Here is a 21,802-nt window from a genome sequence, read left to right as displayed (position 1 = left end):
CAACACTTTATGGGCGATGAAGATTAAATGTGGGAGGGGGCTTGCCCCCGATGGCGGTACATCAGTAACGGAAGTGCTGACTGACCCACCGCTATCGGGGGCAAGCCCCCTCCCACATGGGTCTGGTTACATCCGTTGGATTGTGTAAGCCCTATAACAATAAAAAGAAGGTCACCCATGGCCGAACCACTGGCTCACGACACCATCATCCAGGACTCCTGGCGCCGTTGCCGCGCGTTCGGACTGGATCACCAAAGCGTCCCCAGCTTCGATCAGTTGCCCGCCGAGGGCATTCGGCAGTTGCTGGAGAGCCAGCATTCACTGGTGCAGACCACCCACCAGGAGGTGCTGCCTTACTACGAAAACATCCTGAGCAATTCCAACTGCCTGATCATGCTCGCCGACAACCAGGGCCAGGTCCTGACGTCGTGGGGCACCCAGCGGTTTATCGAACCCGGGCTGGCCCGTGGTTTCAGCGCAGGCGCCAGCTGGATGGAGCGCGCCAGCGGCACCAATGCCATCGGCACCGCCCTGGCCTGCGCCCAGGCGGTGCATATCGAACACGACGAACACTTCCTCAAGGCCAATCGCTTCATGACCGGTTCGGCGGCGCCGATTTTCGACGCCCAACGCGAGATCATTGCGGTGCTGGATGTGTCCAGCGACAGCTACCTGCCGCCCTCCCACACCCTGGGCATGGTCAAGATGATGAGCCAGACCGTGGAGAACCGGCTGATCCTCAACCTGTTTCGCGGCGAGCATTTCCAGCTGACGTTCAACACCGGGCTGAGCAACCTCGACAGCCAGTGGGCGGGCCTGCTGATCTTCGATGAAAGCGGCCAGGTGCTGTCGGCCAACCGTCGCGCAGACAACCTGCTGGGCATCAGTTTGTCGCGGGTGATGATCGACAGCTTGTTCAAGGTATCGCTGCTGGAGTTGTTGAATCAGCCGCAGGGGCTGCCGTTTTCCCTGCAGGCGCCGGGACGCAATCGTTTCCAGTGCCTGCTCAAGCGGCCCAGGCAGACGCCGGTACAGGCGCGGGTGTTCAATCAGCCTGCGCCGTCGAAGCCGACCGCCGTCAGCCTCAACACCCTGCATTTTGGCGATGCGCGCGTGGAGAAAGCCGTGCGCCAGGCCGAGCGCCTGCTGGAAAAAGACATTCCGTTGTTGATCCACGGCGAAACCGGCGTGGGCAAAGAGGTGTTCGTCAAAGCCCTGCACCAGGCCAGCTCCCGCAGCCGCCAGGCATTGATCGCGGTGAACTGTGCGGCGATTCCGGCTGAGCTGGTGGAATCGGAACTGTTTGGCTATGAAAAAGGCGCGTTCACCGGCGCCAATCAAAAAGGCAGCATCGGCCTGATCCGCAAGGCCGACAAGGGCACCCTGTTTCTCGATGAAATCGGCGACATGCCGTTACCCACCCAGGCCCGCCTGCTGCGTGTGCTGCAGGAGCGGTGCGTGCAACCGGTGGGCAGCAGCGAGGTGTTCGCGGTGGACTTGCGCATCATCTCGGCGACCAACCGCGCGCTACGGGAGCTGGTACAAACCGGGCGCTTTCGTGAGGATTTGTACTACCGCATCGGCGGCCTGACCCTGGAGCTGCCGCCGTTGCGCGAGCGCAGCGACAAGCAGGCGCTGTTCCAGCAACTGTGGCAGCAACACCGCGAGCCCACCCAGTGGGCCGGGCTGAGTGCCGAGGTGCTCAAGCTGTTCGACCAGCACCCGTGGCCGGGCAATTTGCGGCAGGTGAGCAGTGTGTTGCAGGTGGCGTTGGCAATGGCCGAAGAACAGCCGATCCGCCCGGAGCACCTGCCCGATGACTTTTTTTCCGACTTGAAACAGGCGGCGCCGCTGTCCAGCCGCGAACGCCCGGATGACAACCTCGACCTCAACCAACGCCTGGCAGCCGCTGGCGGAAACATTTCCCACCTGGCGCGGGAGCTGGGCGTGAGCCGAAATACCCTCTATAAGCGCCTGCGCCAGCACGAAGGTTGATTCAGCGCCAACGCCACGACACGCCGGTGTAAACACCACGCCCGTCGGCGGGTGTGGAACGGGCTACGTCCATGCCTTTGTCGTCGTAACCCGGCGTCACGGTGTTGGCATAACGCCGGTTGGTCAGGTTGCGCAGATCGACCCAGGCTTGCCAGTCCTGCCTGGGCGCGTCATAGCCGAACGTGGCGCCAAGGGTGGTGTAGGCCGCGGCGTAGTAGGAGTTGGCGTAGTCCACCGCCACCCGCGAGGCATGCTCGGTGTTGAGGCTGGTGTAGAAACCGCTCGGGTGGCTGTAGCGCAGTTGCGCCTGGTAATAGTGCCTGGGGATGCCGGGCAAGGTGTTATCGCCGAAACGATCATCATCGCGGTAGTGGAAGTCATTGAAGGTATAGGCCTGGCGCAGCGCAAGCTGGCCATTGCGGCCGCCGTCCCACAGCGGGCTGAGCAGGCTCAGTTCCACGCCTTGATGCACGGTGGGACTGGCATTGGCTTCGGCGACAATGGCATTGGCGGTCGCGGTCTGGGCCTGGGTTTCCACGGTCAACAGTTCGTGGCGCACTTCGGAGCGGTAGAGCGCCAGGTCCCATTGGCCAAGCCAGGCCTCGCCGCGCCCGCCGATCTCCAGGGTGGTGGCGGTCTGATTGCGCAACTTCACGCCTTCGCGCTGCAAGCCGGTGGCCGCGCCGCTGCCGGCAGCGAAATATTTATTGGAACCCCAGATCATCGACCAGGCGTGCGGCGGCTCGACCGAACGGCTCAGGTTGCCGTACACCTGCAATTGCGGGGTAAAGTCATAGCGCAGGCCGATGCGTGGCGCGTAGTCCCAATCGTGCTGACGCGTCGGTGCCTGGCCGTCCGGATAGGTGACCTGGGTTTCGCGGCGGGTATAAATCGCGGCTACGCCAGTGGTCAGCCACAGGTCGGGGACCAGCTCCAGCTCGTTGCCGATATGCAGCACCGTGTCGGAGCCCAGGTAGGTGTAGTCACGGGTCTTGGTGCCGGGCGCATAGCCCGCCGTGTTGCCAGCCGGGACGCGCACGTACTCCGAGGCGCCATTGTTGGGCATCGCCTGGGTGGTGCGCAGGCCGAGGGTGGTGGTGCTGTCATGGCCGAACAGGCTGTCCTGGCGGATGTAATTGAGCGTGCCACTGATGTCGGTGTAGGCGACTTTCAGGCGATTGGTGCCTTCGCGCAGGTCCATCGGGTAGTCGTGATAGGCCAGCCCGACCTCGACGCGGGACGTATCATCCAGCTGCAACGTGGTCTTGTTGGCAAGCCAGGTGGAACCCGGTTGCAAGCGTTTGGAATCGCGGGCGGCGTTGAGGCTGTTGGCGGCACGCGGGTCATGGCTGATCTGCTCGCGGGTGAGCTTGCCCGGCGTGTCATTGGTGGTTTCGCGGTAGCGCAGATAGAAGCGCGTTTCCAGGTTGGGGTTGAAGCGATAGCCGAAGTTGGCCGCGATGCCCTTGCCCGTCCCGGCACTTTGCTGCTGGTAACCGTCGGACTGCGAATCGGTGAGGCTGATGTAGTAATCGGCATCACCGAGCACCTGGCCGGAACTGATTTCGCGCTGGGCGTAACCCCGGCTGCCCGCCTCATAGCGCACTTGCAGTTTGGGCGCGTCATAACCGGTGCGGGTCACATAGTTGACGGCGCCGCCCAGGGCCAACGCGCCCTGATCGAAACCGTTGGCGCCGCGCAGCACTTGCACCCGGCTCTGCCATAACGGGTCCTTGAGTTCATAGGGCGTGCCGCCGGGGCCGGTCAGCGGCAGGCCGTCGAACATTTCATACAGCCCGGAGGCATGGGAACCCGGGCTGCGGTTCAAGCCCGAACCGCGAATGGACAACTTGACCCCTTCGTTATTCGCCGCCTTGGCGTACACCCCGGCCTGATACTTGAAGACATCCTCGTTGGTGCTCACCCGCCCCTGCTGCACGCTGTCCATGTCGATGAAGTTGGTACCGCCGGGCACGCTGTTGAGCTGTGCCTGGGCGATCTCGCCGGCGCTGGCTTCGGACGCCGTGACTTCGACCGGCGCCAACTGCAGGTCTTCGGCCTGTACCAGGGAACTGAGGGTCAGGGCGGCGAACAGCAGCGGGGGTTGGCGCAACAGCATGGGCAGGTCCTTGAAATACGGGAGCGTGCACGGCAATGCCGGCACGCGAGCAGTCATGGGAAGGCTCCCACACCCGCCAAGTCACGCGCGATTCAAGTCACGGACTTTTCCCACAACCGTATCGGACCAGGATTATGTAAATGAAAACCCAGTGATCAATCGCTGCCCCGCTTGCCCGACCACTCCAGCGTCTGCATCAGATCGTCAGCGTCGGAGCCGACGGGAAACCTGAAACCGTACATCTCATCGGTGGCCAATATGTCGGCCAGCGTGTCGCATAGCTGCGCCTCCGTCGGCGCATCGCGCAGCAGTTTGTGCGCGGGTATCAGCACCTCCGAAGCGACCCCTTGAACACTCGCGGCGTCGATGACGGCAAACAGGATAAATCGCAGGCGGATTTCGCGATCAGTAGGCCAAACCGTTTTTCGCTTACCCAAGGTAGGCCCTCATGTTTAAGAAAAGTCCGAGGCTAGGGCCGACCGGGGGCAGGTTTCAAGCGGTCGAGGGCAGGATAGGCAACTTCCTACAGAGGAAAGGGACGCACCGTACCAATTAATCGTTCGTTGGAGCCAGCGTGTCACTGCACAGGCAAGAAATTCATCAGCAGCAGACTTTGCGCGTAGTTGAGGCCAATGCGTCGGTAGCGCTCATCGAGTATCTGGGTCAGCAGGTCGAGGCGCGCGACAATCTTGCCGAACTCGACGGCGAAACTGAGGTTGCTGCCCTCCTCCGAAATCTCATTGGAAAACAGCAGCAACACGCCATTGGCATCCTGGCGCTGGCCGAGCAGCCAGGTGGCTTTTTCGATATTACGTGCGGCATTGCTGACGAACTGCGGGTTGATGGAGTCGGTCACGTAAAACTGCGTGCGCCCACCGTGGGCGGTCACCAGCATGCTGCCGATCGCGTAGATAAACGCCCCCACCCGATCCCCGCGAAACTCCGGGCTCAAGGAATAACTCAGGGCCGCCAGGTCACGACGCTCCCCCAGCGCTGGCAACGGCTGACGGTTCTCGATCGCCTGACGAATAGTCCGCGCAGCGGTCACCGCATCCGGATAACCGGACTGGCGCCACTGGCTGGGGTTGCGCAGGTACAGCTTGCTCATCAGCAGATAAAGGCTTTGCAGATTGTCGCGCATGCCCAGGGTGGCCATGCGATCCACGCTGGTTTGAAAAAACTCATCAGGCTTGCCGTCGCTGAACTGCCTGGCGATGTCACGCCCCTGTTGCTGGCTGCAGCCAGTGGTACACAACGCTAACAGCGCAGCCAGCAACAGCGGCCAGCGGGTGATAAAAGCAATTGACGTTCGATCCATCGGCACCGGGTCTATGGCTGTTGGCCACCCGCAGGAATCGGGTGGCTGGGACAGAGGTAGATCAGGAGAATGGAAAAAAGTGCAGCCCCACGGGTTCAGATAAGCAATGGACTACAGGGCGTTGCGACGATGGCTTTCAGAACGCATCAATCGCCGCTGTAGAAAATTTGAATTAGCGAGTTGCCCTCTCGGTCAAGAATTATGAACGCAGTCAATCTGACGAGGTAAGCGAAATGACTATCCAGGCAGAAACACTCGTACAACTGACCCAAGCCCTGAAAGAGCGTGGCCTGAATCTGGTGTCCGACGTGCACTTCACCCGCGCGCCCTATCGGCACAATCACCGCTGGATCTGCACGGTGGAGTGATGAGTCAAGACACCCGCTACGCTCCTCACGCAACAAGCGCCCATACGCGGGCATGCATCTGTTCAGTCGCACCATTAAAAGAGCCCCCACGCCTATTAAGGTGTGGAGGCTCATTGCCGATGTGTTCACCCTACGATGCGGGTAACGCGCTTTAAAAAAACACTCGATACCTTAACTTACAGATTGGTGCACTGCCCTGTAGTCTTGCTCCGCCAAGACTTACCGCCGGACAACTTACAGTTATGTGCATCTTTATTGTTCAGGATCTTTCCAGAGCAATTCTTGGCCGACCAACATTGATTGCGGTCAGCCTCAACATCTTTTTGCTCCTGTTCTTGTGCCGTCTGTATCAGCGGTGGCTTATCGTTGGAAAACAAGGTTTCAGTATTGGACTTCTGTGTATCAGCAAAGACCATGCCTTGACATACAAACGCAATACTCATCAGTAAGACGCTGGAAATTTTCATGTCGACATTCCTGTTCAGGACATTTTTAATTGGGTATGTACACGGTAACTTTTGAAGAACTGCATCTGCGCCCATTCAGACACCGCTACCAGACTCACCTTGCCCTTCTTGGTTCGCCGGTAAACAATAACCGCCGTGCTGAATACCCAAGGCACGATCAATACATCACTGTCCTCCGGCGCCTTGAACTCCTGCTCGACAATCGATTCGGTAACCGACTCACGGCTCACCTCCAGCACATCGGTCACACCGAACTCCATATCCAGTGTGGAGGCCACTTCAGAACCGGATACCGGTTCGACGGCCTTCTCTGAAAGGGAGGTCTTGAGCGACCAGCTGACGGTCAACACATTCTTTATTGCCGACGTGACGGTGATCTTCTCGCTGGTCTTGCGTGAAGAGCCTGCAGGGATATTGATGAAGCTTCTGGGATCAGTCCCGACGCTGTAGATCGCAACGGCAAAATATTCGTCGAGGAACAAATCCTGAGCATAAGGTGTTGGATAGTCCACATCGCCAATGCCATCCCAGAGTTCAGGCTCGATGACCAACGGCTCGGAACGGGCCAGCAGGCGCCGGCTCAGGGTCGGGCCATCCGGGATATATTGTAATGGATTGAAATCATCCACTTGCGTCAGGTCTTTCTCAACCTGATCCCAATCGCGTACATCGGGGTTCCTTGCCGCAAGCTCCAGCAGATATTCACGATATTCCTGCTCGACCGGATCAAGCGCTTCTTCTTCGAGTACCAGCTTCTTGTCTCGCCCTGCACGAATAGTGATTGAACGGTTGAAATCATGCCCACCCGAAGGCAGGTTTTGCCAACCATAAGAGGTCAGCGCACCGCCACTGGTCAGGCTCGAATCGTTGGAGCCCGAGAACGGAACATCAATCATCAAGGTGATCGCCCCGTAACCTTTCTCCCCCGGCGGCACCTTATCTTTCCACTGCGCGTGACACTCATAGCCCGTCCAAGTGCCTCGCGCTGCGCGGATACCAAGTGCTTGAATCGTAGTGTTGGGCGCAATACTACAAGGGCCATTGTCATCTTGAGAGTCACGATACCAAGTGCCCCACTCGATTGACTGGCTAGTTACTTCCAGTGTTCGGTCCGTACCATTGGTAATTGTTAAATAGAAAGTCCATGACATTTTTTCATCTCCTTGTTGAACATCCTGCCATGGAGAAACTAGTCGCGAACCGGACAGCGTGCTGGCAATCTGACAGACGGTAAGGTTAAAAAGTGGGTGCAATTCCACATCCACCCTCCCCAGGCAGTTGCAGAACTTCACAAACACCAACACAAAACCGCTTATTTACTCATATAAATCATCGACCTGGTTTTAACGGCCCCGGCGATACCAGAGTTGTCTTCACCCATTGCCAACTCATCTTTAACCGTGCCCTTAAATTGTGGATAACGGCGACAAATTACGAACGCCTGGCATTGTCTGCGCCGGTCGCTTACGTCGATGTCGACAACGCCCGTGAATCAAAGACTGCAGCCCCCGGCAGGGCCTGCCAGGCGACAGGGCCGGCGGCAATTTCCTCGGCACTCAGCAGGCAGGTGTCGAGCGCGCGTTGCAGTGCGGGGGTGTCCAGGTCCTGGCCGATGAAGACCAGTTCCTGGCGACAATCGCCGACAATGCTGTCCCATTTGGCCATGATGCCCTGCAACCGATAGTGGTCCTGCGGCCATTGCGACGGGTCGATGAAATTCCACCAGCGGCCGACATAATCCCACTGAAACTGCCTGCCGCTTTGTGCCAGCAGACCGGTTTCCTGATGCCGGCTGGCGAGCCAGAAATAACCTTTGCTGCGCAACAGGCGCCCGTTGCTCCAGGGACGGCTGAGGAAGTCGAGCAGGCGCTGCGGGTGAAAAGGTGCGCGCTCGCGGTAGACCCAGGACGTCACGCCATAGGTGTGCGACTCGGAGGCCGCTGCGTCGCTCTCCTCCATCTGTTTCATCCAGCCCGGTGATGCCGCAAGGCTGGGTAAATCGAACAGGCGGGTTCCGAGAATGCCGGCTAACGCGGTGTTGCCGTGGGTCATCGGCACGATCCGCGCGCTGGGGTTCAGGCCCGCGAGGATCGCCTGCACGGCCTGGTAACCCGGCGCATCAAGCAGGTCCAGTTTGTTGACGAGAATGACGTTGGCGTACTCCACTTGCTCGATCAGAAGATCCGCCAGAGGCCGCCTGGTCGTGCCTTGTGCGTCGTCGCGGGCGACGCTGTCCGATGACTCCAGCAACCCCTGGAAACGGCTGCCATCGACCACCGTCACCAAGGTATCAAGCCGTGCCAGTTCGCTGAGGCTGAAGCCGTCGGCGTCGAGAAAGGCGAACGTCTCCGCGACCGGCATCGGTTCAGAGATGCCGGTGGACTCGATAAGCAGGTAATCGAAACGCTGCTGGCGTGCCAGGGCGCTGATCTGCTCCAGCAGATCGGCGCGCAGCGTGCAGCAGATGCAACCGTTGCTCATCTCGATCAACTCGTCGCGCCCCCGGTGCAGCGACACATCGCGCTGCACCTCGGCGGCGTCGATGTTGACCTCGCTCATGTCATTGACAATGACCGCCACCCGCAGGCCTTCGCGGTTGCGCAGGATATGGTTGAGCAGCGTGGTCTTGCCGGCGCCGAGGAAACCGGACAGCACCGTCACCGGCAGTCGGCCTGTCAAGGCGTCGTCCGTCATGCGCTCACCGTGCCGTCGGCGTGGTCCAGATAGCTTTCGAACAGGTCAACCACCACCAACCCCTCATCGGCCGCATCGCCCCACAGGTCTTTAACGCGAAACTCGACGTGGTAGGTCGGCTGATGCGCCGCACGCGTATCGCCATGGCCAATTGCGTCAGGAAACGGCCATTTTTCTGCCGTGCGGTGCAGCACCACGCCCGTTTTGCCCCGTACGTAAGCCGGCATGCGCACATGCCCGGCCACGTATTCGTTTCGCACCACCACCCGGTCGCCCACTTCGAAGGGGGCGCGGCCGGTGAGTGCCGCACGCCCACTCGACTGGGCAGGGTTCGCCAGCTTGAAGTGCGACCCCAGGGCCTCATCAAGCTCCGCCTGGGTGATCACACCTTTCTCGACCAGCAAGGTTGCGGTCGCAATTACATAACGCTCGTAGTACTGGGTACCGACGTGCTGGCGAACGTCCAGGCGTTCTACGGCATGGCGCACTTCGTCCACGCTGAACATCTTCAAGTGATCGGCACCGATGAACATCAGGCTGTAGGCCAGGTGTTCCCAGTCCTGCTTGAACACCGGTTGGTAGCTCAAGCTGTTGATGGTGTGGGGGACTTTTCCAAAGCCCTGGAAACCGCCGAGATCGTGAAAGCCATCCATACTGAAACCTCCGGGAATTGAACAAAAAGGGGCTGGGCTCAGCCAACCCGAGGTACGGCGACGCCAATCAGCACGTCCTTGGTGACCAGTGCCTGAAGCTGTTCTTCAGTCATATGCTCGGAGCCTTCAGGTCTCACCGGCACCACCAGGTAACGGGTTTCGGCGCTGGTGTCCCAGACCTTGACCACCACGTCGTCAGGCAGCTCCGTGCCCAGCTCGCGCAACACGGTGCGCCCTTCCCGGACCAGGCGTGCGCGGAACTCAAAGCCCTTGTACCACTCGGGCGGCAGGCCCAGCACAGGCCAGTTGGTGCAGGAGCACAGGCTGCACACAATGACGTTCTTGAGGCGCGGCGTGTCTTGCAGCGCGACGATGTACTCACCCTGCGGGCCGGTATAGCCGAACTGCGCGCACGCGGCGGTGCCGTCCTTGAGCAACAGCGCGTGGAACTGCGGGTCGACCCAGGCCTTGGCGACCACCCTGGCGCCATTCTGCGGGCTCCATTCGTGCGCCATCAGTTGCGTCATGTGTTCGATGTAGCCCTCGGGGATCAGGTCCTTTTGCTTGAGCACCTGCAATAACGCCTGCGCGCGTTCGCCCGGGGTTGATGTGGTTTTTTCAAGGGTGGTCATCGGTGAGTTCCTCATCAGTGAAGGTCGAAGCAGCGCCTGGCGTTATGGTTGTTGCGCTGCACGGGGCATTGTTGTTGCGCTGCACGGGAGCGGCTAGGCGGTTTTCCAGTCGACGGCCGCTTCGAACGCGGCGGCCGCCTGGTAGATCGTGCCTTCGGCGTAGTGTTTGCCCACGAGCATCAGCCCGACCGGCAAACCGTCCACCAGGCCACAGGGAATCGACATGGCCGGATGGCCGGTAATGTCCTGGGCCGAGGCGTTGCCGATCATTTCCAGGGCGCGGGCCACGTAATCGGTGATCGAGCAACCCGGTTCCGGGTGGGGTTGGGCGATGATCGGCACGGTGGGCATCACCAGCAGGTCATAGCGGCCCAACGCCGCGTCATAGCCGGCGCGCGCCAGGCGCCTGAGGTTTTGTGCCTTGGCGTAGTAACGCCCGTTGTAGCGCTCGACCCCGTATTGGCCGACGAACATGCACAGCTTCAGGGAGGCCGACAGGTCATCCGCCTGCTCGCGCCAGCCGGCCTGCTTGTCCAGCAAGGCGAGGTCATACAGCCCCTGCCAGTTAAACCCGGCGCCATTGCCGTGCATCATCTGCATGGTCAGGCCTTCGCAACCGATCGGGTGCCACAGCGAGCCTGCAATCCGGTGTTCGGCCACCGACACGTCTTCGACCTGTGCACCCAGTTGCTCGAACCGGGCAATGGCCGTGCGCACCGAGGCGGTGACACGCGGGTCCTGGTTGGCCAATTCGAAGCCTTCGCGCAACACACCGATCCTCAACCCTTGCACGCCACGGTCCAGGTAATCGCTGTAGATGTCGACCTGCGGCGCGGCCTGGCGCGGGTCGAGGCCGTCCGCGCCGGCCATGACTTCCAGCATCAAGGCGTTGTCGCGCACCGTTGCGGTAATGGGGCCGGCGTGGTCGAGGGTTGCTTCGATGGCCATGATGCCGGTGTACGGCACCAGGCCGTGGGTCGGCTTCATGCCGTAGGTGCCGCAGAATGCCGAAGGAATTCTGATGGAGCCGCCTTGATCGCCGCCCACTGCCATATCGACCTCGCCCGCGGCCACCAGCGCCGCGCTGCCGGAAGACGAGCCGCCCGAGGCATAGCCCTGGCGGTAGGGATTGTGCACCGGCGCCGGATCGGACGTGTGGCTGCCGCCGGACAAGCAGTAATGCTCGCAGGTGGCTTTGCCGAGGATGGTTGCGCCCGCCTCCAGCAAACGGGTGACGACGGTGGCATCGAACGACGGCACAAAGCCCTCCAGGGGCTTGGCGCCGTTCATCATGGGCACGCCGGCCAGTGAAATATTGTCCTTGAGCGCAACCGTCTTGCCTGCCAGTTTGCCTTCACGGGCACCGCTGACTTCGGTGCGGTAATACCAGGCGTTAAGCCGGTTGTGCACCGCCGAGGGGCGATAGCCCGCACTGCGCTCGTAGCGCGTCGGCGGAATGAAGTCGGGCAGTTCGTCGATCAGGTCATAAGCGTCAAAGCTCCCCTGCATCAGGGCCAGGTATTCACTGGCTTGCTCGGGGCTGAGCCGCATATGCAGGCGGCTCGTAATGTCCAATAGCTGCTCAAGGGTGGGGCGAACGATTGCCATGGAGGGCAGTCCTTATCGTTGGGTGGCCTGGCGCTCAAGATAATCTGCGCCAGTGGGCACAGGCTTGGTTGAAACGGACAGCGACTTGGCTGGGCCGGACACCCCGCGCAACCCTCGAGGGCAGCCGGCCACTGCCGTGCAAGACGGCCACCTTAAAACACGCGGGCGTAGCGCAGGTTCATGCGGAAATCTTCCCGGGGCCCGTTATCCACCGACAGGTCCTTGCCCAGTTGCAGCTGGATCTGGTCCTGGGCGGTGACGAACTTGGTGGCCGTCAGCCGGAAGTTGGTGGTGCCCAGCTCGTTATCCTGGTTGACGTGCTCGACGTTGGTTTCACCGCCCCAGGTGCGTCCAAAGCCGATCCCGAAGGTGGTGGTGGCGTCAGGCATATAGCGCCCCATCAACTGCGCTGCGTAGGAAACATCCTGCTTGAGCCGATCGGCATTGGCACCGTAGTCGGTGTTGTCGCCATACCACGTCGCGCCGCCCACCACGTCCACTGCCCAGTGAGGCGTGAAGTGCTTGACGTAGGCGCTCTGCAGTTCGAATTTCCAGCGGTTCTCACCGATGTTCAGCCCGTCATCCTTGTCATAGGTGCCCGTTGGAACGAAGACGTAGGGCGCAATGCTCAGGGTGTCGCGGGCGTCGTTGAAGCGCCACTTCACCGGTGCGGTCAGGATCAGGTCGCCAATCCCGCGGGTACTGCCCAGCGCCGAGGCGTCACCGGCGCTGGAGACATGCCCGAAGGGCAGCAGGAATTGCGGGTCGATGGTGACCGTGTCGCTCAGGGCGTACACATGCAGCAGACGCAGGATGCCGACATCCGAATTCAGCCTGAAATCCGAACTCGCCTTATGCCCCTTGGCGTAGGCCGAGTCCGTGGTGGAGTGCTGGTAATAGAGCGCACCGATAGTCGCGCCAACGGGGTATTGCTCATAGTCGCCGGGGGCAACCTCAACCGCGTGCGCCGGTAATACCGGCAATACCGTGGTGAGTGTGAGCAGGCGGAGCTTGTTCATGGTGTATTCCTCGCAAACGGGTGCCGTGCCACCTGATGAGATGGCAAGCCGGTGAAGTCAGGGCTTTGCGTGTGGCCAGGCTCAGGCGGCTGCGGTTTGCGCGTCGCGCAGCATTCCGGTGTGGGGATGACAGTTGATGTATTCGAACAGTTGGCTCTTGGCGTCCGACACCGACACTTCGTGGTACAGGCGTAACTTTTTCAAACCCGCAGCCACACGAAAGAACGTCACGAAAATGCGCAGGTGGGTCGGGTGCGACTCGGCCCAGCGTTCGAGTTTTTCCACCGAGCGCCAGTGGCCGATGTTGTAGCTCACGTCGAGGAAGTTGCCCTCCAGGTCGATATTGCGCACGAACCGGTTGCTGTAGCAGCCCAGGGCCTGGCCGTTGTCACGCAGGAAGTCCATGCCGTCCTGCAGGGTCGGCAGGATTTCGTCCAGATACAGCGAGCGCTCGTCCGCCTCGGCATCCGCCCAGTCCTGGCCTGAGCGAATCAGCGTGAGGTTGTCATGCCCCATGATCACCACCCGGCCACCCTTGGCCGGATCACCGGCGACCACTTGCAGTTCGCTGGTGGGCTTCATCCAGTCCGTCTGGGAGATCGGGAAACGGTCGCGCATCGAGCCCCAGTAACCGTGTTCCTCGATTTCGCCGCTGGTCGCGTCCATGACGGCGCCGACGCCGGGCAGGTTGTCCTGGAAGGCATACAACGTCTCGAACTGTTCGGCGCGCGGTGCGCTGATTTCCCGGAAATAGCCAAGGCCATCATTGAGCCGGTCCGGTGAAGCCCACCAGTCGTTGACCGGCGCCGAGCGCAACCAGCGGCAATAGGCGCCGGGGTCTTTCCAGTAGCCAACGACCATCAGGTTGTCAAAGCCGCTGTTGTCGGTGTGGTGGGTCAAGTCATGGGTCTGCGGGCCGTCGGCCAGGCTGAAACTGCCGACAATGTGACGCATGGCTTGCAGCGCGGCTTCGCGCTGGGCCTCGCCTCGATACTGCACACCGAGATACGCCATCACCACCTGTTCAAGCTGCTCGTCTGCGCGGGCGACCCACATCGGGAACGGTGGCTGATACTCCTCGGGCACCCGGCGCGACAGGCTGCGTGGGCATTTGAGATGGGTGTCGATTGCAGATTCCATAGTGAGCTCCTCGTTATTTTCGTTCAGGCCTGCGGATGGGCGGTATGAGCGGCTGCGAGGTGCAAATTAGACCGGGACGACCAAGGGTCGCTTGGCTCGTCGAGACAACCGTTTGTTTGGGCAAGACAGGCGGCGGCCGCCGGGCCGTCCGTGATCGGCGATGGTGCATCCGTACTTTCAGTGGGCATGACCAGGGCGAATTCGCCCCCCTGCGGTTACAGATAACCGAGGCGGCAGGCACGCCAAGCCGGCGTGCAAACGCCTGGCCTGCTAATTGCTTGCCAAAAAACGCCCGTTACCCCTTCTCGAGCCCGCTGTACCGAGGTCCGTGCCATGAATCCGAGCACTCACTATTCGACCCTTGCCGTTCCTGCGCCCCGTCGCTTTGATTACTGGAAAGAAGTGGTCTGCCGCCACTGTCTGGCGGCCGACAGCAAACCCTTGTCCCAGAGCAGTTTTGATGGCGCCCTGACGGTCAACACCGTCGGCGATCTGGACCTCTGCTCGCTGTCCTCGCCGTTGCATTATTGGGAGCGATCCGAGCGGCATCTGCGCAGCGGTCCGGCGGAAGACTTATGGTTGGGTTTCGCCCGAAATGGCCATGGTCAAATTGAACAAGGTGCACGCAAAGCCAACCTCGCAGCGGGGAATTTGTTTCTTTACGACGCAACCCAGGCGTTTCGCTTCAGCTTCGGTGGTACCGAAAATCACTTGGTGCGTATTCCGCGCGCCTTGCTCACCGAGCGTCTGCCGCGCATTGCGCAATACACCGCGATGGTCCTCGACGACCGTCGCCCAGGGGTCATCCCCTTGCGCGAAATGCTGCGCCAGGCCGCGAGCACGCCGACGTCGATGCAGGATGAGCACATCGCAAAGCGTTATGCCGCGACATTGCTTGACCTGCTGGTGATCAGCCTTGAGCTGCAGGACCTGACAACCACCCACCAGGAACTCGACCTGTACGGCCGCATCATGCAGTACATTCAACGGCATTTGACCGAGCCGGACCTGTCGATTGAAGTCATCGCACGGGCTCACCATGTATCGACCCGCACCGTGACGCGCGCCTTCGCGCGTTACCAGAAGACCCCCGTTGCAGAGATCTGGAAAGAACGCCTGAACGCCAGCCGTGAAGCGATCGAGCGCGGTCAGGTGCGCAGTGTGTCCCAGGCGGCACTGGACTTCGGTTTTTCCGACTTCTCCCATTTCAGCCACGCGTTTCGCAAGGCATTCGGTGTGGCGCCGAACACGCTGTTACACCGCGGCTGAAGCGCACGGCAGTCATCTTCGGCACGGCCACCCCTGCGCGCCTGCGCCTGGTTGAACTGCCTCTGTACCCCTTCCAGCAAGGCCTGCGCGATTAGTAATCGCGCAATTATTTAGCGCGCCTATTATCTCGATTCATTCTTTTGTATTCCTGAATGTGCACCTGCCCCCCAAGCTGCGAGTGAGCGTCACTGCGCCGCGTGGATGTTTTGTCCGCGCTCCACAAATGGACGTGGAGAAGCCACGCCACTGAATCCCGGCCCCCGGAGGCCTTTATGAAATTAAGATCCTTGAATATCGCGCGCAGGGCTTTCGTCTGCTTTGGGCTGATCACACTGCTGCTGATCAGCCTGGCAGGTTTCTCCTATGTACAGATCGATCACCTGCGTAGCGCAGAGCAGGACATCGAGCAAAACTCACTGCCCAGCGTCCAGGTCATTGACGATATTCAAATCGCCCTGCTCCACGCGCGCCTTGAAAGCATCCGCATGCTTTCGAGTACGACCAGGGAGGTGCATGACAAATCGCAGTCATTGGTCGAAGACGCCATACAGGCACTTCAGTCGAAGACCGCGTTTTACCGTGAACACCTCATCTCCGGCCAGCAGGATGAAATCCAGTTTGCGAAGACCATCCAGGCGATGAATGTATACATCGACGGCCTCAAGCAAGTGCTTGCCCTCGATAATTCCGATCATGACCAGGCTGTTGTTTTTGCAAACACCGAGCAGGCGCAGCGAGCAATCGCCTATCAGGATCAGCTCACCATCTTGCGTGAGCAGAATGGGCGTCAGGCGGTGGAGTCCGGCGAAGAGGCGACAGCGGTATACACCCATAGCGTGAGCGTGCTGATCTCGGTACTGGTCGTCGCATTTATCCTGACAATCGTCTTGGCGAGCTTGTTTACCAGAAGCATTGTCAGCCCCATCAACTCCTCGCTTGAGTTGGCGGAAAATATAGCGTCTGGCGACCTCACCCACGACCTTGAAGTGACAGGTTCGGACGAAGCCTCGCGCTTGATGCAGGCACTCAATCTGATGCAGAACAACCTCAGGAGCACCATTTCAGAAATCTCGGGAGCGTCTGCTCAACTGAGTACCGCAGCCGTTGAAATGACCTCGATCACCGAGAGTGCCGACCGCACCCTGCAACAGCAGAACAGCGAAATCGAGCAAGCGGCCACCGCCGTCACCGAAATGAGCGCGGCGGTTGAAGAGGTCGCCAGGAATGCCAACTCCACCTCCGAAGCGGCCATGCAGTCCAGCGTCTCGGCTGATCTGGGCAATCAGAAAGTGACTGAAACGCTGACGGCAATGCGTGGACTGACGGAACTGGTAGAAGTCTCGTCAGGCCAGGTAAAAGAACTGGCAGGCCAGGCTCAAGACATCTCCAAAGTTCTCAGCGTGATCAGGGCGATTGCCGAGCAAACGAACCTGTTGGCGTTGAATGCCGCCATTGAAGCGGCACGTGCAGGCGAGCAAGGCCGTGGTTTTGCGGTGGTGGCCGATGAGGTTCGGGCCCTGGCGCACCGCACACAGACGTCGACCCAGGAAATCGAACAGATGATCTCCACGATTCAGGCCGGTTCTTCAGCCGCCGTCGAGTTGATGCAAAAGAGCACCTCAGAGGTCTACACCACCCGAGATACCGCAGAGCAAGCAGGCCACTCGCTGCGCCAAATCATTGATTCGGTACTGGAAATCAACGACCGCAATATCCAGATTGCAACCGCTTCCGAGGAACAGGCTCACGTAGCGCGCGACGTGGATCGCAGCCTCATCAGCATTCGCGACCTGGCCATCCAGAGCACTGAAGGCACCCGCCAGACCTTGATGGCAAGCAATGAGTTGTCACGCCTGGCCGTCAACTTGAACGACTTGGTGCTGCGGTTCAAGACTTGAAGCTGGATCAACACCGATCACAGGCAAAAAAAATCCCGCAGAGCAGCTGGCTCGCGGGATTTCTCTTGGATGTTTTTTGGCGTGCAACCCGGGATTTATTTGGCTTGGCGAAGCACAAGCTCCGACAGACGGGTCTTAACGCGGAAGCAGAACTCACGAATTTGAAATTGATACGCAGGCATGACCATATAGTTCAAATCGGCGCCCAGTGAATCCTTAACTTCCATGTATTTAGCGGTCTTGCTGGCAATGGCCTGGTATTCGACCTCGTATTTGTCGTAAGACGCCTTGTTGTAAACCTTCAGAACATCCAACTCTTTACGGCACTGCTCAGCGCGATTCTGGTTGAGTTTCGTCTCTGATTCCGGCTCTTGCTCTGGCTCTGCCGCCTGCGGTGCGTAAGGCACTGCGGCGTAAGCACTGGCGTTCGCAGGTGCAGCCTCATATCGCGCAGGCGATTGTGCGGGTGCCGGAGTTGCGGCTTCAGGCGCTTCTTGCTGGACGACGGCAGGAGGTGGTGTCACTTCAGGTTTTTCTGGAGTTTTAATAGCGCATCCCGAGAGGGCAATCCCTAGCACTGCAACGATGCCACACATTTTATTCATCGGTTCCACCAACAGGTCATTTCGGTTAGCTGAGTCGTTAGGTTCTGGGTAAAAGCCATGACTCATTCAATGATCGAGCATGAATTTCTACCAGCCTCAAGGCGCTCAGCCGCTCTTCCTTGAGTACGCAGATTAACGATGGTAGTAAAAAAACAGCGAGGTGACGAGTAAAAGCTCGTCAGAAAGACCACGGATTTTATGGGGCAATGGCACTGGCCGTCGTGGTATTACGCAATCGCAGGCAAAAAAATCCCGCTGGGCGTTTGGCTCGCGGGACTTTTTTATGTGTTTGGCGGGAAACCAGGGATTCGAACCCTGGGAACGCTATTAACGTTCGCCGGTTTTCAAGACCGCTATGCAAATTCACGCGGGCCGATGCCCTGAAAGCCGTCGGCGTTCCATTACTTATGGCAATCGATCAGGCTACAGACCGCATTCTGCAGGGGGGGCGTTTTGAGTTTGGGAACCGTTTTTGCCCTCCCAAGCATCGCGTCGAATGAAGGCAAGCCGCAGAATTGCCCAAAGTTTTACGAAATACATCGTGACTGCTTTCGGCCAGAAGCTGCCGTTCACTACTCATGAGTCGGTTGAGCTGGCTTCGAACTCTGGACGACCGATCATTGAGTCGTTTACTCACGAAAAGATTTAAAGACTTACCGCCACGGAGTTACAGTACCGTAAGCGCGCCCTGGTAAAGCACCGGACCTGTCGGCTGTCCTGTCGGCGATCCGCCATCGGGTTCAAGACTGACGGCCAAAGTGCTTGACTCACCCATGAGAGCTTTCTGCGCGCTGGCCAACTTAATCTCCCCATCTCCACCTGGCGGTATCACCCCAAGGGACACGGGTTTGCCACTTAGCGGAATAAGCCACATTTGCAGGCTACGACCCTTTTCAACTTTCGCTAACGCCTGCGGTTTGATTCTCAGGTAGTCCTCTCGCGTTTCAATGCTCATCCAAGACTGTGCGTCAGCGCTATACAACGTGGCACCGTAGCGTACATCGTCACGGCTGTAGATAACGCTTAGCGATACTGCTGCTACGAGTGAACATGCTGCGATCGTCATTCGGAGCCAGTTCCAGAGAGGCCGTTTCATAGGCAGCTGCATTGTTTGCGGATCTATGCGAGCCGTAACTTTGCGCCAAACACGATCCGGTACAGGTTGTTCAGGCAGAGCCTCAGTGAGGCTCATGAGGCATTCCTGCCATTGCGCAAGTTCCGCGCGAAGTTCCGAGTCTTTTAGTAAAAGTTGCTCAAAGCGCCGGCGTGCGGTGTGCGGCATCAACCCGATGGCATAGTCGGCGGCAAGTGCGCGACGCATACTTGGAGTTTGGTAGTTCATGACTCAAGGCACCTGCGCAGATGCTCCATGCCCCGGCGTATCCAAGACTTCACCGACCCTAGCGGTGCTGAAAGGTGTTCGGCCAACTCTGAACAGGAGAGTCCCCCAAAGTAGGCAATGGTGATCGACTGGCGTTGCATCCCTTCTAGCTTATCCAGGCACCGATGTAATGTGCTGGCCTCACGGGAACTGTTCAGTTGCTCATGTGCCGAGGGGCTGTCATCGACCAACATCTGCGCGTCGAGATCATTCAGCGGACGGTCGCGATATTTTCGCAATTGGTCGATGGCCTGGTTTCGCGTTATGCTGATCATCCAGGTCATCGGCGCGGACAGGTGGGATTGGTAGCGTGAAGCATTGTTCCAAATGCGCACAAAACTTTCCTGCAGCACCTCTTCAGCGAGATCCGAACGTCCCATGAGCCGCAAAGCCACGCCGTGCAAGCGCGGACTCACGCTACGATACAGCGTTTCAAATGCGCGTCGATCACCCAGGGAGCACTGGGCTAAAAGGTGTTTGAGTTGGTCGATGTCGGCGATTGGAATAGCCTTTCTCCAAACGATTAAGTCGTGAGGTGCTAAATGTCGATTGCAGCCAGAGGTTAGCCCACAGCGCGCTGTTGTTCCATTCACGGGTGGGCTCCTCGGAAAACTCGCCAATCCTGCGGATGGCGACCGGCGATGTCAGTCAACTTTTCGGCATCAGCACCTTATCGATGACCTGTATCACACCGTTCGACTGGTACACGTCATAGGTGGTGATGTCGGCGACGTTACCCTTCTCGTCTTTGATGGTGATGTTGTGCGGGCCATTCATCATTGCCCACAGCTTGCCTCCTGAGACAGTGGTAAGTTCGGCCTTACCGCCACCGGCCTTGATCTTTTCGGCAAGGGTGGCCATGTCCAGTTTGCCGCTCACAACGTGGTAAGTGAGGATCTTGCTAAGGGTTGCCTTGTTTTCCGGCTTCAGCAACGTATCGACGGTTCCGGCGGGCAAAGCAGTAAAGGCTGAATTGACCGGTGCGAACACGGTAAAGGGACCTTTGCCCTTGAGAGTGTCGACTAGACCGGCAGCTTTGACAGCGGCGACCAGGGTCGTGTGATCTGCGGAATTTACTGCGTTATCAACGATGTCCTTGCTCGGCAACATGCTTTGCCCGCCTACCATTACGCTGTCGTGGCTCATCGTCGCTGCCTGTGCCGCGTTGAACGCTAAGCCGCTACCTGCCGCCAAGGTCAGGAGGCCGACTATCAATGGCGTTTTGATCGAAATGCTTTTCATCGCGATGATCCTTTATGAGGAGATTCGGCCAGGAAGGTCTGTCCGTGTTTGATATACGTGGCGGCGTTCGGAATGGATGCAGTACCTCAGTTTTTTTGTGATCTGGAAATTACGCGATCCAGTGACCACTGCTTCTTAAGCAAGGTGGCCATATTCCAGCTAGAAGGTGTTTTTTGTGCACGGCTGCTTTTGGCCGAAAGCTGCAGCTCAAGGACGACCGCTTTCGGCCCAGAGTGTGTAAAAACGCTTCGTCAAAATTGAAGTGTGCGCGTCTACGTTAAATCTGAAATTTATCGGCACGTCTGCAGATGTGGATTTCACGTAGAAACGCGATTTCCAGTCCGGTTTTGAGCACCTGACGTGCTCAAAACCGTTTTTACACAGTCTCGGCCAAAAGCGGACAGTTACGCAGGGTTAGCAGCCCTTCCTGGAAACTTGAAGGCGTCTATGAAAATAGGGGCGATTCAATCAGCCATCCAGACCGTTGGAAAAATCCTCCTAATGCTCACATATCAAGAGCGGACTGGTACTTTGCTATTGCAGAAAAAACCTTTAAACGAGCTCGGTGCAATAGCACTCTTACGTTAGTCAGCGATATCCCAAGAAGCGTAGAAATTTCGTTTAGATCCAACCCAGAGCGCTCCCTCAATATCAATACGCTCCTCTGCAATTGCGGTAGAGTCTCGAGAGCAATGTTGATGCGAGCATATAGCTCGGATTCGCTCAGAAGCGCTTCAGGGCTATCTTCATGCGATATCACGGAAGGAGTGTAGGAATAATCACCTACGACTAAAACGCCTCCTCCCTCAATCCACGAGGTACATGGAATACAATTCGACTCACTTCGCCGAGCTTTATATCGGCACTTCGCCGTATTGGACGTGACGGCCATCATCCAGGTTCTTAAGCTAGATCGTCTCTGAAATTTGCCTATGCCTTTCACAATCGCTAGCCATGCCTCTTGCACTACGTCATCTGCATGGTGCCGCCCCACGATTCCATAAGCTATGGCCTTCATGGCTCCCTGATGCGTGCACACCAAATCACGATATGCGTCTTGTTCTCCGCGCAATAGGCGGTCCAAAAAATGAGCGTCATCCTTGGCGTTCATGGCAGTACCTAACTGTGGTCGTATCATGATCGTAGCTGTCCTTGGCAGAGATGACGGTTCGGATCATGAAATACCTAACCGCTCATCGCACTGCACCGCTTGCTAATCTCGAATACTCATCGCACTCGAGCCCTCAAGAGCACATACGGATCAACCCATTCACTAGATGCACAGCGAAGATAATTAAATGTGGAAGGAGTGAAGCGCCGCTACTTTTCAAGACGCATGCGGCTGGCAGCTGCTGGCCGATCTCTGCCTAAGCCCACCGTCAGCTTTGGGTCGT

General features: G+C 58.7%; 20 protein-coding genes and 1 pseudogene. 5 read left to right on the top strand and 16 right to left on the bottom strand.

Annotated elements, in window-relative coordinates:
• The first annotated feature begins 177 nt into the window (after positions 1-177).
• Entirely contained in the window at positions 178-1,995 is a 1,818-nt protein-coding gene (locus BFP93_RS09100; protein WP_065892827.1) for a sigma-54-dependent Fis family transcriptional regulator, read from the top strand.
• Between the two features lies 1 nt (position 1,996).
• On the opposite strand, the gene BFP93_RS09095 is transcribed toward BFP93_RS09100, so the two are convergent.
• From BFP93_RS09095 to BFP93_RS09085, 3 genes are all read right to left on the bottom strand, one after another.
• Positions 1,997-4,114 (bottom strand): TonB-dependent receptor family protein, encoded by a 2,118-nt coding sequence (locus BFP93_RS09095; RefSeq protein ID WP_065892838.1) that lies wholly within the window; start codon positions 4,112-4,114, stop codon positions 1,997-1,999.
• A gap of 155 nt (positions 4,115-4,269) precedes the next feature.
• Positions 4,270-4,551 (bottom strand): hypothetical protein, encoded by a 282-nt coding sequence (locus BFP93_RS09090; RefSeq protein ID WP_065892826.1) that lies wholly within the window; start codon positions 4,549-4,551, stop codon positions 4,270-4,272.
• 140 nt (positions 4,552-4,691) lie between these two features.
• Positions 4,692-5,432: a hypothetical protein gene (locus BFP93_RS09085; protein WP_065892825.1), complete on the bottom strand. Its 741-nt coding sequence runs from the start codon at positions 5,430-5,432 to the stop codon at positions 4,692-4,694.
• A gap of 233 nt (positions 5,433-5,665) precedes the next feature.
• Between BFP93_RS09085 and BFP93_RS29185 the strand changes: the two genes are divergently transcribed.
• A complete protein-coding gene (locus BFP93_RS29185; RefSeq protein WP_256095189.1) occupies positions 5,666-5,800 on the top strand; it encodes a hypothetical protein in 135 nt (44 codons plus the stop codon).
• 176 nt (positions 5,801-5,976) lie between these two features.
• Here BFP93_RS29185 and BFP93_RS09075 read toward each other — a convergent pair whose 3' ends face one another.
• The 8 genes from BFP93_RS09075 to BFP93_RS09040 all read right to left on the bottom strand — a co-directional run bounded on the left by BFP93_RS09075 (position 5,977) and on the right by BFP93_RS09040 (position 14,013).
• Positions 5,977-6,267, bottom strand: coding sequence for a hypothetical protein (locus tag BFP93_RS09075; RefSeq protein WP_065892823.1), 291 nt, complete (start codon positions 6,265-6,267; stop codon positions 5,977-5,979).
• Between the two features lie 14 nt (positions 6,268-6,281).
• On the bottom strand, positions 6,282-7,526 hold the full coding sequence (locus tag BFP93_RS09070) for a hypothetical protein (RefSeq protein WP_205928399.1): 1,245 nt from the start codon (positions 7,524-7,526) through the stop codon (positions 6,282-6,284).
• 205 nt (positions 7,527-7,731) lie between these two features.
• Positions 7,732-8,961, bottom strand: a complete 1,230-nt coding sequence (locus BFP93_RS09065) for a GTP-binding protein (RefSeq protein ID WP_065892821.1) — start codon at positions 8,959-8,961, stop codon at positions 7,732-7,734.
• Positions 8,958-9,614 (bottom strand): nitrile hydratase subunit beta, encoded by a 657-nt coding sequence (nthB, locus tag BFP93_RS09060; RefSeq protein ID WP_065892820.1) that lies wholly within the window; start codon positions 9,612-9,614, stop codon positions 8,958-8,960. Before nthB ends, BFP93_RS09065 begins: the two co-directional genes overlap by 4 nt.
• A gap of 38 nt (positions 9,615-9,652) precedes the next feature.
• Positions 9,653-10,246 carry a nitrile hydratase subunit alpha gene (gene nthA / locus BFP93_RS09055; RefSeq protein WP_065892819.1) on the bottom strand — a complete coding sequence of 198 codons (594 nt, stop codon included), beginning with the start codon at positions 10,244-10,246 and terminating at the stop codon, positions 9,653-9,655.
• Positions 10,247-10,339: 93 nt separating this feature from the next.
• Positions 10,340-11,854, bottom strand: a complete 1,515-nt coding sequence (locus BFP93_RS09050) for an amidase (protein ID WP_065892818.1) — start codon at positions 11,852-11,854, stop codon at positions 10,340-10,342.
• Positions 11,855-12,006: 152 nt separating this feature from the next.
• A complete protein-coding gene (locus BFP93_RS09045; RefSeq protein WP_065892817.1) occupies positions 12,007-12,873 on the bottom strand; it encodes a transporter in 867 nt (288 codons plus the stop codon).
• An 81-nt stretch (positions 12,874-12,954) separates the two neighbouring features.
• Positions 12,955-14,013: an aliphatic aldoxime dehydratase gene (locus tag BFP93_RS09040; RefSeq protein WP_065892816.1), complete on the bottom strand. Its 1,059-nt coding sequence runs from the start codon at positions 14,011-14,013 to the stop codon at positions 12,955-12,957.
• Between the two features lie 333 nt (positions 14,014-14,346).
• Here BFP93_RS09040 and BFP93_RS09035 point away from each other — a divergent pair, with 333 nt between their 5' ends.
• From BFP93_RS09035 to BFP93_RS29640, 3 genes and pseudogenes are all read left to right on the top strand, one after another.
• Positions 14,347-15,282 carry an AraC-like ligand-binding domain-containing protein gene (locus BFP93_RS09035; protein WP_065884997.1) on the top strand — a complete coding sequence of 312 codons (936 nt, stop codon included), beginning with the start codon at positions 14,347-14,349 and terminating at the stop codon, positions 15,280-15,282.
• Positions 15,283-15,554: 272 nt separating this feature from the next.
• Positions 15,555-16,322, top strand: a pseudogene (locus BFP93_RS29645) (MCP four helix bundle domain-containing protein); the annotation flags it as partial.
• On the top strand, positions 16,299-17,180 hold the full coding sequence (locus BFP93_RS29640) for a methyl-accepting chemotaxis protein (protein WP_370671682.1): 882 nt from the start codon (positions 16,299-16,301) through the stop codon (positions 17,178-17,180). The pseudogene BFP93_RS29645 and the gene BFP93_RS29640, both read left to right, overlap by 24 nt.
• 95 nt (positions 17,181-17,275) lie before the next feature.
• Here BFP93_RS29640 and BFP93_RS29180 read toward each other — a convergent pair whose 3' ends face one another.
• The 5 genes from BFP93_RS29180 to BFP93_RS27255 all read right to left on the bottom strand — a co-directional run bounded on the left by BFP93_RS29180 (position 17,276) and on the right by BFP93_RS27255 (position 21,519).
• Entirely contained in the window at positions 17,276-17,785 is a 510-nt protein-coding gene (locus tag BFP93_RS29180; protein ID WP_241088492.1) for a hypothetical protein, read from the bottom strand.
• Between the two features lie 667 nt (positions 17,786-18,452).
• Positions 18,453-19,127 carry an anti-sigma factor gene (locus BFP93_RS09020; protein ID WP_012724508.1) on the bottom strand — a complete coding sequence of 225 codons (675 nt, stop codon included), beginning with the start codon at positions 19,125-19,127 and terminating at the stop codon, positions 18,453-18,455.
• Complete coding sequence (locus BFP93_RS09015) at positions 19,124-19,759, bottom strand: sigma-70 family RNA polymerase sigma factor (protein ID WP_043205415.1); 636 nt, start codon at positions 19,757-19,759, stop codon at positions 19,124-19,126. Before BFP93_RS09015 ends, BFP93_RS09020 begins: the two co-directional genes overlap by 4 nt.
• 55 nt (positions 19,760-19,814) lie before the next feature.
• Complete coding sequence (locus BFP93_RS09010; protein ID WP_065892571.1) at positions 19,815-20,408, bottom strand: fasciclin domain-containing protein; 594 nt, start codon at positions 20,406-20,408, stop codon at positions 19,815-19,817.
• A gap of 505 nt (positions 20,409-20,913) precedes the next feature.
• Complete coding sequence (locus BFP93_RS27255) at positions 20,914-21,519, bottom strand: RNA polymerase sigma factor (RefSeq protein ID WP_083203145.1); 606 nt, start codon at positions 21,517-21,519, stop codon at positions 20,914-20,916.
• Positions 21,520-21,802: the final 283 nt, after the last annotated feature.

The sequence above is a fragment of the Pseudomonas sp. 44 R 15 genome, from assembly GCF_900004965.1.
GTDB lineage: Bacteria > Pseudomonadota > Gammaproteobacteria > Pseudomonadales > Pseudomonadaceae > Aquipseudomonas > Aquipseudomonas orientalis_A.
This window is presented reverse-complemented; position numbering and strand designations above follow the sequence as displayed.

Excerpts from the sequence above, each read along its gene's own strand:
- nthA (WP_065892819.1), bottom strand. The coding sequence starts at position 10,246 with ATGACCACCCTTGAAAAAACCACATCAACCCCGGGCGAACGCGCGCAG.
- BFP93_RS29180 (WP_241088492.1), bottom strand. The coding sequence starts at position 17,785 with ATGAATAAAATGTGTGGCATCGTTGCAGTGCTAGGGATTGCCCTCTCG.
- BFP93_RS27255 (WP_083203145.1), bottom strand. The coding sequence starts at position 21,519 with ATGAACGCCAAGGATGACGCTCATTTTTTGGACCGCCTATTGCGCGGA.
- BFP93_RS09095 (WP_065892838.1), bottom strand. The coding sequence starts at position 4,114 with ATGCTGTTGCGCCAACCCCCGCTGCTGTTCGCCGCCCTGACCCTCAGT.
- BFP93_RS09010 (WP_065892571.1), bottom strand. The coding sequence starts at position 20,408 with ATGAAAAGCATTTCGATCAAAACGCCATTGATAGTCGGCCTCCTGACC.
- BFP93_RS29185 (WP_256095189.1), top strand. The coding sequence starts at position 5,666 with ATGACTATCCAGGCAGAAACACTCGTACAACTGACCCAAGCCCTGAAA.
- BFP93_RS09075 (WP_065892823.1), bottom strand. The coding sequence starts at position 6,267 with ATGAAAATTTCCAGCGTCTTACTGATGAGTATTGCGTTTGTATGTCAA.
- BFP93_RS09065 (WP_065892821.1), bottom strand. The coding sequence starts at position 8,961 with ATGACGGACGACGCCTTGACAGGCCGACTGCCGGTGACGGTGCTGTCC.
- BFP93_RS09050 (WP_065892818.1), bottom strand. The coding sequence starts at position 11,854 with ATGGCAATCGTTCGCCCCACCCTTGAGCAGCTATTGGACATTACGAGC.
- BFP93_RS09045 (WP_065892817.1), bottom strand. The coding sequence starts at position 12,873 with ATGAACAAGCTCCGCCTGCTCACACTCACCACGGTATTGCCGGTATTA.
- BFP93_RS09100 (WP_065892827.1), top strand. The coding sequence starts at position 178 with ATGGCCGAACCACTGGCTCACGACACCATCATCCAGGACTCCTGGCGC.
- BFP93_RS09035 (WP_065884997.1), top strand. The coding sequence starts at position 14,347 with ATGAATCCGAGCACTCACTATTCGACCCTTGCCGTTCCTGCGCCCCGT.
- BFP93_RS09085 (WP_065892825.1), bottom strand. The coding sequence starts at position 5,432 with ATGGATCGAACGTCAATTGCTTTTATCACCCGCTGGCCGCTGTTGCTG.
- BFP93_RS29640 (WP_370671682.1), top strand. The coding sequence starts at position 16,299 with ATGCAGGCACTCAATCTGATGCAGAACAACCTCAGGAGCACCATTTCA.
- BFP93_RS09040 (WP_065892816.1), bottom strand. The coding sequence starts at position 14,013 with ATGGAATCTGCAATCGACACCCATCTCAAATGCCCACGCAGCCTGTCG.
- BFP93_RS09020 (WP_012724508.1), bottom strand. The coding sequence starts at position 19,127 with ATGAACTACCAAACTCCAAGTATGCGTCGCGCACTTGCCGCCGACTAT.
- nthB (WP_065892820.1), bottom strand. The coding sequence starts at position 9,614 with ATGGATGGCTTTCACGATCTCGGCGGTTTCCAGGGCTTTGGAAAAGTC.